Origin of the sequence: Telmatobacter sp. DSM 110680 (assembly GCF_039994875.1) — a bacterium.
GTDB lineage: Bacteria > Acidobacteriota > Terriglobia > Terriglobales > Acidobacteriaceae > Telmatobacter.
The window spans coordinates 4,915,836-4,929,332 of record NZ_CP121196.1 but is presented as its reverse complement, the minus strand read 5'-3'; the positions used below and the strand labels follow the sequence as shown (position 1 = coordinate 4,929,332).

At 58.1% G+C, this 13,497-nt stretch carries 8 protein-coding genes; 2 read left to right on the top strand and 6 right to left on the bottom strand.

Annotated features, from left to right (window positions below):
* The first annotated feature begins 1 nt into the window (after position 1).
* Entirely contained in the window at positions 2 to 5,002 is a 5,001-nt protein-coding gene (locus tag P8935_RS20330; protein ID WP_348262139.1) for a DEAD/DEAH box helicase, read from the top strand.
* A 3-nt stretch (positions 5,003 to 5,005) separates the two neighbouring features.
* The gene (locus P8935_RS20325) at positions 5,006 to 5,866 is read left to right on the top strand and encodes a DNA-formamidopyrimidine glycosylase family protein (RefSeq protein WP_348262138.1); all 861 of its coding nucleotides are present in this window, start codon (positions 5,006 to 5,008) and stop codon (positions 5,864 to 5,866) included.
* Here the strand turns inward: P8935_RS20325 and P8935_RS20320 are convergent, their stop codons facing one another.
* The 6 genes from P8935_RS20320 to P8935_RS20295 all read right to left on the bottom strand — a co-directional run bounded on the left by P8935_RS20320 (position 5,867) and on the right by P8935_RS20295 (position 13,362).
* Entirely contained in the window at positions 5,867 to 6,316 is a 450-nt protein-coding gene (locus P8935_RS20320; protein ID WP_348262137.1) for an OsmC family protein, read from the bottom strand.
* A 115-nt stretch (positions 6,317 to 6,431) separates the two neighbouring features.
* Entirely contained in the window at positions 6,432 to 8,885 is a 2,454-nt protein-coding gene (locus P8935_RS20315) for a transglycosylase domain-containing protein (RefSeq protein ID WP_348262136.1), read from the bottom strand.
* A gap of 72 nt (positions 8,886 to 8,957) precedes the next feature.
* On the bottom strand, positions 8,958 to 10,760 hold the full coding sequence (locus P8935_RS20310; RefSeq protein ID WP_348262135.1) for a proline--tRNA ligase: 1,803 nt from the start codon (positions 10,758 to 10,760) through the stop codon (positions 8,958 to 8,960).
* 376 nt (positions 10,761 to 11,136) lie between these two features.
* Positions 11,137 to 11,988 carry an SDR family oxidoreductase gene (locus tag P8935_RS20305; protein ID WP_348262134.1) on the bottom strand — a complete coding sequence of 284 codons (852 nt, stop codon included), beginning with the start codon at positions 11,986 to 11,988 and terminating at the stop codon, positions 11,137 to 11,139.
* A complete protein-coding gene (locus P8935_RS20300; protein ID WP_348262133.1) occupies positions 11,975 to 12,352 on the bottom strand; it encodes a hypothetical protein in 378 nt (125 codons plus the stop codon). The genes P8935_RS20305 and P8935_RS20300 overlap by 14 nt, the downstream gene beginning before the upstream one ends.
* Positions 12,353 to 12,366: 14 nt before the next feature.
* Positions 12,367 to 13,362, bottom strand: a complete 996-nt coding sequence (locus tag P8935_RS20295; protein ID WP_348262132.1) for a KpsF/GutQ family sugar-phosphate isomerase — start codon at positions 13,360 to 13,362, stop codon at positions 12,367 to 12,369.
* Positions 13,363 to 13,497 lie beyond the last annotated feature (135 nt).

Below are 13,497 nucleotides of genomic sequence, written 5' to 3'. Positions count from 1 at the left end.
GATGTCTCCGCGCTCATCCCAATCCGACAAACCGAAACCAGCGGCTTCTCCGGCTAGTCCGGTCTTGGACGCTGTGACATCAGACTGCCAACCGAGCGATCCATTTGCCTGCTTTCACCCCGTAACGGCAGAGTGGTTCAAGGCCGTGTTCGACAATCCAACCGCTCCGCAGCGATTGGGCTGGCCGGTAATTGCTCGCGGCGAGAGCGCGCTGATCTTAGCTCCGACGGGGACTGGAAAGACGCTTACAGCCTTCCTCTGGTGCCTCGACCGGCTGATGCTTCACGACGTATCGGACCAGAAAAAGGGTTGCAAGATCGTCTACATCTCACCGCTGAAAGCGCTGGCCGTCGACGTCGAGCGCAACCTGCGGTCGCCGCTTGCTGGAATCAGCAACATGGCCCGGCGCAAGGGTGTGCCATTTCACGACCCGGTAATCAGTGTCCGTACAGGCGACACACCGCAAAGCGAACGCGCACGCTTTCGTCGCGATCCCGCAGAAATCCTGATCACGACGCCGGAGTCGCTCTACCTCCTCCTCACGTCGCAGTCGGCCGACGCACTGCGCACCGTTGACACGGTCATCATCGACGAGATCCATGCCCTTGTTCCAACGAAGCGCGGTGCCCACCTGGCCCTTACATTGGAGCGGCTAGAATCCCTGACGGGGCGCCGTCTCCAGCGTATCGGGCTCTCGGCCACGCAGCGGCCATTGGAGGAAGTAGCTAGGTTTCTGGGTGGCGTAGAAGTGCCATCCAAGTCACCGCTTCTGGTAAAGCATCAAGCTCTGGAGAAGCAAAGTCGTACTTTAAGCCCATCCTCGCAAGCTGCTGCTAACAATAACAATAGTCGAGAGGCTTCGCCGGGACTTTTGGCGGCGACTATGGCTTTGCCATCCCTTGATCGGGCAGGACAATCTGAACAGATAGTCGATGATCACTCGCGGTCTGACATCGGAAACGAAGCCGCTCTCAGGTTTAGACCAGTCACCATCATTAATGCCTCTGCTCCCAAACACTTGAAGCTGCGTATTGAAGTTCCAGTTGAAGATATGGCGCGGCTGCAGATGATGGAAGAAATTCCCAGCGGCGCTGCTTCGCAAACGCCAAAACGAGTGTCGATCTGGAATGCGATTCATCCGCGTCTGTTGGAACTTATCCGCGAGCGAAACTCGACAATTCTTTTCGTCAACAGCCGTCAGGTTGCCGAGCGTCTGGCCGGCGCACTCAACGAATTGGCAGGCGAGGCAGTTGCCCGGGCTCACCACGGTTCTCTCGCGGCCTACCAGCGCTCCATCATTGAGGAGCAATTGAAGGCTGGTCAGATCAAGGCCCTGTGCGCGACTTCGACGCTTGAGCTCGGTATCGACATGGGGGCGGTCGACCTTGTCATACAGATTGAGGCGCCCCCCTCGGTGGCGAGTGGCATGCAGCGCATTGGTCGTGCCGGGCACTCGGTCGACGCTGTCAGCGAGGGTGTGCTGTTCCCGAAATACCGCGCCGACCTCGTTGCCTGCGCTGCCGTGACCCGTGCCATGCATGAAGGTCACATCGAATCGACTCGCTTTCCGCGCAACCCGCTCGACGTTCTTTGCCAGCAACTGGTCGCGATCGTCGCACATCCTCCCGGCTTCCGAGTTTCCAGTCGCGCGAAGCAGCTAAAGAGTGGAAATGGTGGTTCCCATTCCAGCAGCAAAGCTGGCAAGAATTCTCAGGCGTGGGAAAGTATCGATCCCAACGAGCAGGAACAGAAGCCCGAAGTTTACGTCGATGCTCTTTATGATCTGGTTCGCCGAGCCGCACCGTTCGGCGCTCTCACTCGTTCGGCTTTTGAGGGAGTTCTGGACCTGCTCAGCGGCCGCTATCCGTCCGATGAATTTGCCGAGTTGCGACCTCGCCTCACCTGGGATCGCATTCGCAATGTAGTGACGGCGCGCGAGGGTGCTGGACGCCTCGCCATCTTGAACGCCGGAACCATCCCTGACCGCGGGCTCTATGGCGTATTCCTTGCCCACACCGAGGGCAAATCCGTCCGTGTAGGCGAACTCGATGAGGAGATGGTCTTCGAGTCCCACCCCAACCAGACCTTCATCCTTGGCGCATCGACGTGGCGGATCGAGGACATTACGCACGATCGCGTCCTGGTGTCGCCGGCTCCCGGAGAGCCCGGCAAGATGCCCTTCTGGAAAGGCGATGGTCCTGGGCGTCCGCTGGAGTTTGGCCGGCGCATCGGAGCCTTGGTCCGCGAACTTCGAGCCCTGCCGAAGCCGGTCGCACTCACTAGGCTTGTTACTGATCATGACCTGGACCCTGGGGCTGCCGAGAACCTCATCCAGTTTCTTGCCGACCAGGAAGCAGCCACCGGTCAGGTTCCAGACGATCGCACGATCGTGGTGGAGCGCACCCGGGACGAACTTGGCGACTGGCGCGTCTGCGTCCTTACCCCATTCGGCAGCCGTATTCACATTCCCTGGGCGATGGCGATCAGCTCGCGTATCCGCGCAGCGGGCGGCCCCGAGGTGGAAACGCTGTGGGGCGACGATGGATTTGTTTTGCGTTTTCCGGATACCGACGAGCCGCCCGATCCTGACTGGATCCTTGTCGAATCCGGCGAGGCCATGCAATTGGTTTTGCGTCAGCTGGGATCGACGGCGCTGTTTGCGGGGAGGTTCCGCGAGGCTGCCGGACGAGCCCTGCTGCTGCCGCGACGCCGTGCCGACCAGCGTTCACCGCTCTGGCAGTTGCGCAAGCGTTCCTACGACCTGCTGAGCGTAGCGTCGCGCTACCCTTCATTTCCGCTGCTGCTTGAGGCATATCGCGAGTGCCTTCGCGACGTATTCGATATGCCGGCCCTCGTCGAGACTCTGCGAGCGATCGAGCAGCGCCAGCTTCGTGTGCATGTCGTCGAGACTCACAAGCCCTCGCCATTCGCTTCGTCGCTGCTGTTTAGTTACGTAGCCAATTTTGTCTATGACGGAGATGCACCGCTCGCAGAACGCCGCGCGCAAGCTTTGACCATCGATCAGGACCAGTTGCGTGAGCTTCTTGGCGAGGCAGATCTTCGCGAACTGCTCGATGCTGACGCTATCGCCGAAGTGGAAGAAACGGCACAGTGCCTCATCGAGTCCTATCGCGCCCGCTCTGCCGATGGCATTCATGATTTGTTGCTGCGTCTTGGCGATCTCTCGCGCGAAGAACTTGCCCGCCGCGTCGTCGACTCCACCGTTCTCGATTCGCTCGACCGTCTTCTGCACGCGCGACGACTACTGGAACTGCGCATCGCCGGGGAACGCCGCATTATTGCCGCAGAGGACGCCGGTCGCTACCGCGATGCACTTGGAATTCCACTTCCTCCCGGCTTGCCCGTTGCGCTGATCGAGGCGGTCGCTCAGCCGGTGTTGGAATTGGTCCGCCGCTTTGCACGCACCCATGGCCCGTTCACTCAGCGCGAAGTGGCCGAGCGATTCGCACTCGATGCAGCCATCGTTGAGAACACACTGCATCAACTCACCGTCGAGGGACGAATCCTTGAAGGCGGATTCCGTCCCGGCGGGCTGCATCGCGAGTGGTGCGACATGGAAATCCTGCGCCAAATCCGGCGCAAATCCCTTGCCAAGCTTCGCCGCGAAGTGGAGCCGGTGGAGCAGCACACGCTGGCACGTTTTCTTTCGCACTGGCAGGGCTTGATTTCGCCGCGGCGAAGCACCGCTGCACATCTCGATGTTTTACTCGACGCTATCGAGAGCCTGCAGGGCGCACCAATCCCGGCATCGCTGCTTGAGACGTCCATACTGCCTGCGCGCGTAGCCGGATACGACCCCACCGGTCTCGATACGCTGATCGCCGCGGGTGAAGTTGCATGGGCCGGCATCGATCCAATCGGTGAACGCGATGGTCGCATCGCCCTTTTCCTTTCCGACAAATTGCCATTGCTCGCGCAGAAGCGCCCACTCACCGAGCCGCTTACTGAACGAGAAGAGAAACTGCTTGCGGTTCTGGAATCCACAGGAGCGAGCTTCTTTGATCCACTCCATCAGGCCGTCGGCGGTGGCTATCCGGGCGAGTCGATTGATGCTCTATGGAGCCTGGTCTGGCGCGGACTTGTCACCAATGATTCGCTTCACGCGCTCCGTGCCTACACGTTGCGGCCTGATACCTCGCGGCCTCAGCGCCGATCGCATACGGGAATGGTCTTTCGTTCCCGCCGCACCACTCCACCGAATGCCCAGGGCCGTTGGTCGCTGCTGCCTCTGCGCTCTCAAGAGCAAAAAGACGGCGCGCCCAGTAATACAGAAGCCAGTCACGCTCTTGCTTTGCAATTGCTGAATCGATACGGCGTCCTGACCCGCGAGGCTGTCGGTGCCGAAAACATTCCGGGAGGATTCAGCGCAGTCTACGATGTCCTCAAAGCGTTGGAGGAGAGCGGTCGTATTCGCCGCGGCTACTTCGTTGCGGGACTGGGAGTCACACAGTTCGCATTGCCGGCTGCCGTCGATCTGCTGCGTCAGCTGCGTACCGAGCCTCCCGCCGAGAAGCCGGAGTTTATTCAGATCGCAGCTACGGACGTAGCCAATCCGTATGGCTCCGTTCTTCCGTGGCCGGAACTTCCGGTGATGGAGGAGGACTCTGAATCAGCGCCACGTGTCTTAACTCGCGCAGTCTATGCCGAAGTGATCCTGCGCAACGGACAGCTTGTAGCGTGGGTGCGTCGCAACAATCCGAACCTGCTCATTTTTCTGCCAGCCGACGAACCGGAGCGTTCGCAAGTCGCAGCGGGCCTGGCCCATTTTCTATCTTCGCGCGGACAAGACCGCATGCGCACCAGCAGCCACCAGGGCGTGCTTATCACCACGATCAATGGTCAGCCTGTCGCCACACACCCGATGACGCGCTATCTTTTGGATGCGGGGTTCCATCCCGGACCGCTCGGGCTGCATCTGCGCCGCATCGCCATGCCGATCCACAACATCCAATCCGATCCGGCTCCAGAGGAATTGCAATAAGCCATGCCTGAGGGCGATACCATCTTTCGCAGCGCGCGAGCGTTGGGCCGCGCACTCGTCGGCAAGCCGATCACCAACTTTCGATCGACTTTCCCCTTGCTCACGCGCTTTCACGACGACACGCCAATTACCGGGCAGTCAGTTGACTGCGTTGAATCGCGCGGAAAGTGGCTGTTGATTCATTTCTCCGGCGGAGCGACCCTGGCAACCCACATGCTGATGAATGGCTCCTGGCATCTTTATCGCGCTGGAGAGCGCTGGCACAGACCGGCGCGCGACATGCGCATCGTGCTTGAGAATCGGGATTACCAGGCGATTGCATTCACGGTGCCGATTGCGCGAATCTACACCGCTCAGGCATTGGCACGCGAGAAGCGCATCCCGCCTAAAGGTTCCGATGTGCTCGGCGAGGACTTCGACCCCGAGGCTGCTGCAACGCGCATTCGCACCTACGCCGACGAAGAGATTGGCGAGGTACTTTTACGTCAGCAGGTGCTGGCTGGAGTTGGGAACGTCTTCAAGTCGGAAATATGTTTCGTTGAGGGTGTAAATCCGTTTTGTCGTGTCGCATCGCTAAGTGATAAGCAGGTCGCGGCATTGGTCAGTACGGCGCAAAAGCTTGTGGCGGCGAATGTTCTTGAAGATTCTGGCAACATGATCGTCACCTATCGCGGCCAGCAGCGGCGAACCACGCACGGCGCCAAGCCACAAGACAGTCTGTGGGTCTACAACCGCTTTGGCGCGCCGTGTCGTCGCTGTGGCAATCCGATTCGGCATCGCCTGCAAGGCGCGGATGCGCGCGTTACGTTCTGGTGTCAGTCTTGCCAGCCTATGCCGGACGGCAGCAACATTGACGGTGCTTGATCAATGGGCCGGAGCCGGTTCGAGTTCTTCCTTCGGTCGCAGGTGAAATTCCGCTTTAATTGCGGTGCTGGATTTCAGCATGTTCCAAACCGGGCACAGCCGCTCTTTAGATAATTTCATCGCATGCGCCACCGCGGCCGGATCAACGCCGCTTTTTACCGTGAATTCAAGCGAGATATCGGTTAGCAGTGTCGGATGCTCGGTCTTCCGCACTCCGCGAGCTTTGACTTCCAATCCTAGGAGTGGCTGCTGCATTTTCTTCAGGATCATTGCAACCGAATTCAAACTACACGCAGCAAGGCTTGCCAGCAGCATGGTCAACGGAGTCGGGCCCAATATGGATTCATTCTCTTGAATTGGATAATCCATCAGCACTTCGAATTGACCGTCCGTAGCTAAAACTCTCATTCCGCCTTGATGAACAGCTCGCACACTCAATTCAGCTTTCATTTCGGCACACTCCTTATGTCAGTTCCGCCTGTTCAGAACTGCAAAGGATTCTATTGATTTGTATTGCTTGAAAAATGTGCCCGCGCTCACGCCCATGCGGGGACTTTTCGAGAACTCAGTTGCCCGGTTTGCCGAGCCCGAAGATCTTCTGCAGGACGTTGCGGTGATCGGGCGGATGATCGCAGGTATCTGTGGGCGCCGTGCCGTCAAGAAAAGCCGCAGTGAAGTCGTCCGGACATGTCGGACCGGCAAGCAGGTTGGTGGCTTTGTCGATAGTGACAAGCTGCACGCCGTCTGGAGGCGTGAACTCATTGGTGTCGGAGTATTGCGGCAATTGAATTGCATACTTCATAAACGCAGCCCAGATCGGTGCTGCGACGGCTGCGCCTTCGAGCCCGTGCGCCAGGGGAGTGTAGTCGTCGTTGCCCACCCACACAATGCACAAGAGGCTGCTGGTGTATCCGGCGAACCATGCATCGTGGCTGGTGCCGGTCTTGCCGGCCGCCGGAGCTCGGAATCCCATGTTGCGGACGCCCGCGCCTGTTCCGCAATAGTCCAGGCCATTCACTTTGCATCCAGCAGGTCCGTTGCCTTGCAGCACCGCTTCCATCATGTTGGTCATCAGAAAGGCCACGCGCGGATCGAGAACCTGCTTGGTCGTTGGTGCATAGTCAGAAACCACATCTCCATTCGGGGTGCGTACACTGGCCAGTACCCAGGGATCGATGTGGACACCGCCGTTGGAAAAGATGGTGTACGCTCCGGCCATGTCGAGCGGGGTAGCGTCATAGGAACCAATCGCCATGGCGGGCGTGGGCTGTGCGCTTTTGATGCCTGCATCGCGAGCCAGCGCCGCAACACGATCAAAGCCGACCATCGAAGCCAGGCCAATCGTTGCGTTGTTGTCCGATCGCATCAGGGCTAAGCGCGCAGTCATTTCCCCGTAATATTCGCCTTCGTAGTTGCGAGGAGTGTACTCGTATTGGGTGCCCTCGCCGTATGTGGCTTGTTGATCGTTCAACATGGTTATCGGCGAAAATAGTGCAGTTTGCCCGGGCAGCATCGTACCTTCGACGGCGGTTTGAAAGGCCGCTGCATACACAAACGGCTTGAAGATAGAGCCCGTTGGACGGTGCGCTACAGCGTGATCCACCTGCGACTTGCCGTAGTCGCGGCCACCTACCAGCGCAAGAACCTGGCCGGTGCGTGGATTGAGCGCAATCAGCGCCACTTGGGGGTAGACCAGAGGCTCAGTGGTCTTCTTCAGTCTGGCGTGCCGCTTTTCTACCTGCGCATCAATCTGGGGGAGCGAGGCATTCATAGCATCCGTCGCAACGCGCTGCAGGTCGGGATCAAGCGACGTGTAGATGCGCAGACCCTCGCGGTTAAAGTCGCGATCACCAAGTTTTTGCACGAGTTGATCGCGCACCAGGTCCACAAAATAAGGAGCTTCGCTGGCGTCGGAGCTGACAGAGGCAAGATGCAGTGGTTCAGCTTTGGCGCGTTGGGCCTGTTCCTTGTTGATCGTGCCCGTTTCCACCATCGAGTCCAGCACAAGGTTGCGCCGCTCGATGGTGCGCTCCGGATGGCGGAAAGGGTTGAAATAGTTGGGACGCTGAATGATGCCCGCCAGCATTGCGCACTCCGCCAGGTCAAGTTGACGAACGTCCTTGCCAAAGTACGCCTGCGAAGCCTCGCCGAAGCCATCAATTGAAAAGCTTCCCCGCTGTCCGAGGTTGATCTGATTTGCGTAAGCCTCGAAGATCTGCTTTTTTGTGAATCGATGTTCAAGGTGAAAGGTAATAAGAATCTGCGTAACTTTGTATTTGATGGTCCCGGTGTCAGCAAGAAAAATCAGCTTGGCCAGCTGCATCGTTAGTGTTGATGCGCCACCCCGATGTTTGCGGTCGCCGACGAGATCGTGCCATCCCCAGCTCAGGATGCTGAAGTAATTTACGCCGCCGTGCTCAAAAAATTTGCGATCTTCGATGGCGAGAACCGCTTGCACGAGGTTTGCCGGGATCTCGTCGTAGTTCAGCAGACGGCGCTTGGTGCGATTCGCATCTTCGCTCAGCCCCGTAATCAGCAGAGGCTCCAGCTCATAACTTGAAAGAGACTGCCCTTTCTCGTCAGTGATTGAATCGACTTTGCCATCGCGGGTTTGGATCGTGGCAGCGTCGGGGGCATGGTAGGACTCGGGACCGGGATGAACCGTGATCGACTGCGCTGATTCGGCGAACGAGCCCATCGGCGACGGATGCGAAAGCCCGTCAACCGTGTACCCCGCTTCGCGCAATTCGGTGGCAATTAAGCGGGCGCTGATCTTCTGCCCGGGCCGAACTTCCCGCGGTGCGGCGTAAATCTTTGCCGTGTTGGCAAAGAGCGGCTGCTTCAGCCGTTCGTCTACGATGCGGGCATACTTGTTGTAGTAATGCGTAAAGACAGCAAAGCCGATAATTCCAAAGAGCAAGACAGCGCCGACAACTCCGCGCACCACCCATGAAGACCACGAGAGACGAAGCCTGGAGAGCTTCCAATTTGGTCTCTCCAGCCTGATCTTCAGCGCCATTCCTATGCCCTCAATTCAATGATGAAATATTCGAAGTCTTGTTTTCGCACGCCATCGCAAATGATCTTGTCGCTAGGAGCTTTCACCGAGTAGCTTCTCTTCCAGTACGCGTTGCTTCACCTGCGCGACAACGTCCTCAATTGCAATATCTGCGCTGCTAGCGGTTGCGCGCGTCACCAGTTCAACCTGGCCGCCGGTTGTCTTCTTGCCCACGTTGATGCGGTAAGGAATTCCGACCAGGTCTGCGTCCTTGAATTTGACTCCTGCCCGTTCGTCTCTGTCATCAAGCAGCACATCGAGTCCTGCTGCTTCAAGTTCCGACGCAAGTCTTTCGCCCGCTTCGCGCAACACAGTGTCTGAAACATTGGTCACCGTTACAACAACGGCGAAGGGTGCAATTGAAGCCGGCAAGTAAAATCCATTTGCGTCATTCGACTGTTCGATCGCTGCCGTGAGAATGCGTTCGATGCCGATGCCGTAGCTGCCCATGATCGGCTTGACTTCCTTGCCGTTGGGGTCGAGAACGTGCGCCCCCATGGACTCCGTGTACTTGTAGCCAAGCTTGAAGATATGGCCGACTTCAACGGCCTTGCCCACCACCAGCTTGCCACTGCAGTTGTCCTTCGGGCAGGTCTCGCCCTCGTTTACGCTGCGTATATCCGCGAGCACCGTCCAGGTAAAATCGCGACCAGGAACGACATTGCGCAGATGGTAGTCCTGTTGATTGGCCCCGCACACCAGGTTCTTGCGGCCATCGAGTGACTGATCGACAACCACCGTCAATCCATCGCCAAGCGGCTTGTCGCCGTGGGTCAGACCCACAGGACCTAGATATCCTGCGGGCCCCTTGAAGTATTGCTGCAATTCCTCAGCCTGCATCGTGCGCAGTTCCGCGCCGCCAACAGCACCCAGCAGCTTGGTCTCGTTCACCTGATGATCGCCGCGCAAGAAAGAAGCAACACCGTGCCAGGTATCCTTCACTGCACCATCTTTCCCAGGCGTGCCCCGCTTCAGCACCATGTACGCCACGCACTTGATGTCCGATGCCGGCGAAATCTTGAAGAACGCCGCAACGTCGGAGATAGCGGCGCATCCCGGCGTCAACACAAGCTCCGGTGTTCCGTCGCCCGTTGGCTCCATCTCTGCAACCAGATTCAGGCGCGACGTTGCTTTCTCAAGATTCGCGGCGTATCCGCAAACCGGGCAACTGGCAATCAGGTCTTCGCCTGCGTCGGTGTAAACCATGAACTCCTGTGACTGCGAGCCGCCCATCGCTCCGGAATCAGCTTCGACAGCGACAAACTTCAATCCGCAGCGCTTGAAGATGGTGCGATATACCGCATCATGCAGATCGAAGCTCTTGTCCAGCCCCTCCTTGTTCAGATCGAAGGAGTAGCTGTCTTTCATGATGAATTGGCGAACCCGCAGGAGTCCGCCTTTGGGGCGCGGTTCATCGCGGAACTTGGTTTGTATCTGGTACCAGATCTGCGGCAGCTGTTTATAGCTGCGCAATTCGCTGCGGGCGATGGTGGTCATGATCTCTTCATGGGTCATCCCCAGGCAGAGTTCAGCGCCTTTGCGGTCTTTCAGGCGAAACATGTTGGCGCCCATACCTGTCCAGCGGCCGCTCTCTTCCCATGGCTCCTTGGGCAGCAGCGCTGGCAGAAAGAACTCCTGCCCGATCTTGTCCATCTCTTCACGCACGATGCCGGTAATTTTGTTCAGCGAACGCTGTCCGAGAAAGAGATAGCTGTAGAGGCCTGCGCCGAGCTGACGAATGTATCCGGCCCGCAGCAGGAACTTGTGGCTGGCCACTTCGGCATCTGCCGGGGCCTCCCGAAGAGTGGGTACAAAGAGCTTCGACCAACGATGCATAGAAGAGTCCGAACGTGCTTTCCCGTCCGCTAAATCCCGATGAGACAAACACTTGCTCAGCGGATTTGCTGCGGACGCATGAGAACCTAGAAGCAGAAACCATTCTAAATGTTCGGGGAGGAGTCGCCTTTTGAGCTCTGGCTCTTCTGTTGCGGAATCTGTGAGCCCGGGAATTGTGAGCTGAACCTGCATCGTGATCTCCTGCGCTTGCTAACTGCAAGCGACGGGCCAGCGTGCGAGCCGCTGAAAACAATCAAGCTAGGCGAGATCGAATTGTCCGAACCGTGTTAGCAGGGACACGTGGCGTGGAACTGGAGACACATTATTTTCGAAATCGGCGAGGATGCAGGCGTCGTAGGATTTCGTCGTTGCCGCGCTAGTCCACGCCGCTGCTCTTGATGATCACGCCTTCGAACATGCTGGCCGGCAAGATTCCGCGCAGCCTGAGAGCCATGCGGGCATCTCTGCCGACGGCATAACGAAGATTCGGTCGTGGATTTTCCACCACACGGGCGATTACGTCAGCAACCGTCTGTGGATCAGCGCGGTCTTTGGCGCTTTGATCGATGCGACTGCGCCATCGAGCCACCCGCGCTGCATTCGCCGCACTCGGATTCTTTAGAGCAGCTGTCATTTTCGCATTGCGCGTCCAGATATCGGTTGCAAACGAGCCCGGCTCGACCAGCACTGCGTAAATGCCGAAAGCCTTCATCTCGTAGCGCAACGTCTCGGTCCAGCCTTCCAGAGCAAATTTCGAAGATGCATAACTGCTGACGCCGGGGAAACCTACGCGCCCCGAGATCGACGAGACCATGACGACGTGGCCAAAACCCTGCCGCCGCATCAGCGGCAGAATTGCTCGCGTCACGGCTACGGCGCCGAAGAAATTCGTATCGAATTGGTCGCGCAACTCTGCGTCAGTCACATCTTCGGCAAACCCGGGAACCGCGAAGCCGGCGTTGTTGATGAGGGCATGCAGTGGTTCACCTCGCTTGGCTACTAGATCAGCGAGCGCCGCAATCTGTTCTGCATTCGTGACATCCAGCGCGTGAAACTCGATGCGCTCCTGCACTCCCGCATCAAGTGCCGCAGTCTCCAATTTGGTGCGGCGGTCGAGGTCACGCATAGTCGCCAGTACCCGCCAGCCGCACTTCGCGAGCGTAACGGAAGTCAGCAGCCCGAAGCCGCTCGAAGCGCCAGTAATGAGGACGGTTTTATGATTTGTCACTTTGAAATTCTCCTTCGCCCTCAGATTTCAGCGGTTTCGGCGCGAAGAGCAATGCATTCCTGAACATACGGAGGGCTAAAAGAACAAAAACGGAACCGATGACTGCACCCGGGTAGAACCTGTCCTCAGGTTCGCCTCCGATAGAAGCAGCGATGAAGGCAATTCCTCCTGCGAAAAAATGCAAGCCAAATAGGACAAGGCCAGCACGCGGAATAATTTTAGCTTTAGGGTCGCCATTCCATAGAAACCCATAGACCCGTCCCGTTGCAGCAAGATAATCCGGCCAGATTATCGAGCGCTGTTTCGCTTCGATGTCAGCACGAATCTCATCGAACGATACCGGTTCCTTGCGGGGATCGACCAAGTGGACATCTGCTCCTAGATCAATTCGACTCCCCACAAATCATGCAGATGCACCACACCTTCGACCTTGCCTTCCGCATTGACAACCACCAGCGACGTAATCTTCCGCTCCTCGAGAATCGCCAGCGCCTTTGCCGCGAGTTCCTCGCCAGTGATGGTACGAGGCTTTGCGTTCATGGCCTCGCCTGCCGACTTGCTCAGCGCCGCTCCGCCTTCGCGCTCCAGCAGTCGGCGCAAATCACCGTCACTGATGACGCCACGTAGGCGACCCGCCTCCTGCACCGTGGTCATGCCCAGTTTCTTCGACGACATCTCGTAAATCACATCGGACATTGGCGTCTGCAGAGTGACAACCGGGATGTCGTTGCCAGCGTGCATCAGGTCCCGAACCTTGGCGAGTTGCTTGCCGAGTTTGCCGCCGGGATGGAGTTCCGCGAAGTCTTCGGCTTTGAATCCTTTGCGCAGACTCACTGCGACCGCGAGCGCGTCCCCCAGAGCAAGCATCGCCGTCGTGCTTGCCGTGGGCGCGAGATTCAATCCGCAAGCTTCGCGATCAACACTGCAATCAAGGGCCACATCACTAGCTCCCGCGAGAGTCGACTTTAGATTGCAGCAGAAACTCACCAGGGCATCGCCCTTGCGCTTGAGCGTCGCCAGCAGGCGCAGTATCTCCTCGGTTTCGCCGCTTGCCGACAGCGCAATCACCACGTCGCCGGGCATCAGTACGCCCAGGTCGCCGTGAACTGCTTCGGCAGGATGCAGGAACAAAGCGGGACTTCCCGTGGAACTCAACGTAGCCGCAATCTTCTGGGCGATGATGCCGCTCTTGCCCATGCCGGTGACAACCACGCGGCCATTGCATTCACCGCAACGCACAATCAGGTCCACGGCTCGGTCAAAATCAGCCGCCATCGGACCGTCCAGCCGCGCCGCCAGTGACTCAAGCGCAGCGGCTTCAGTGCGCACCAGTCCCGCAGGTGTCAGGGGATCTTTCTCGTTGTTGCGATTCATCGGTTTCTGATCTTAACAGTGGACAGTGATCAGTGGACAGTGAGACCCGCGTTCCGCTGGCCTTACTGGTTTTCAACTTTGCAGTCACTGGCTGCTTTGACTCTTCCGCAAGGTCAGTGTCCGCTGTTCCCGGTG

Excerpts from the sequence above, each read along its gene's own strand:
- P8935_RS20330 (WP_348262139.1), top strand. The coding sequence starts at position 2 with ATGTCTCCGCGCTCATCCCAATCCGACAAACCGAAACCAGCGGCTTCT.
- P8935_RS20325 (WP_348262138.1), top strand. The coding sequence starts at position 5,006 with ATGCCTGAGGGCGATACCATCTTTCGCAGCGCGCGAGCGTTGGGCCGC.
- P8935_RS20320 (WP_348262137.1), bottom strand. The coding sequence starts at position 6,316 with ATGAAAGCTGAATTGAGTGTGCGAGCTGTTCATCAAGGCGGAATGAGA.
- P8935_RS20310 (WP_348262135.1), bottom strand. The coding sequence starts at position 10,760 with ATGCATCGTTGGTCGAAGCTCTTTGTACCCACTCTTCGGGAGGCCCCG.
- P8935_RS20295 (WP_348262132.1), bottom strand. The coding sequence starts at position 13,362 with ATGAATCGCAACAACGAGAAAGATCCCCTGACACCTGCGGGACTGGTG.
- P8935_RS20315 (WP_348262136.1), bottom strand. The coding sequence starts at position 8,885 with ATGGCGCTGAAGATCAGGCTGGAGAGACCAAATTGGAAGCTCTCCAGG.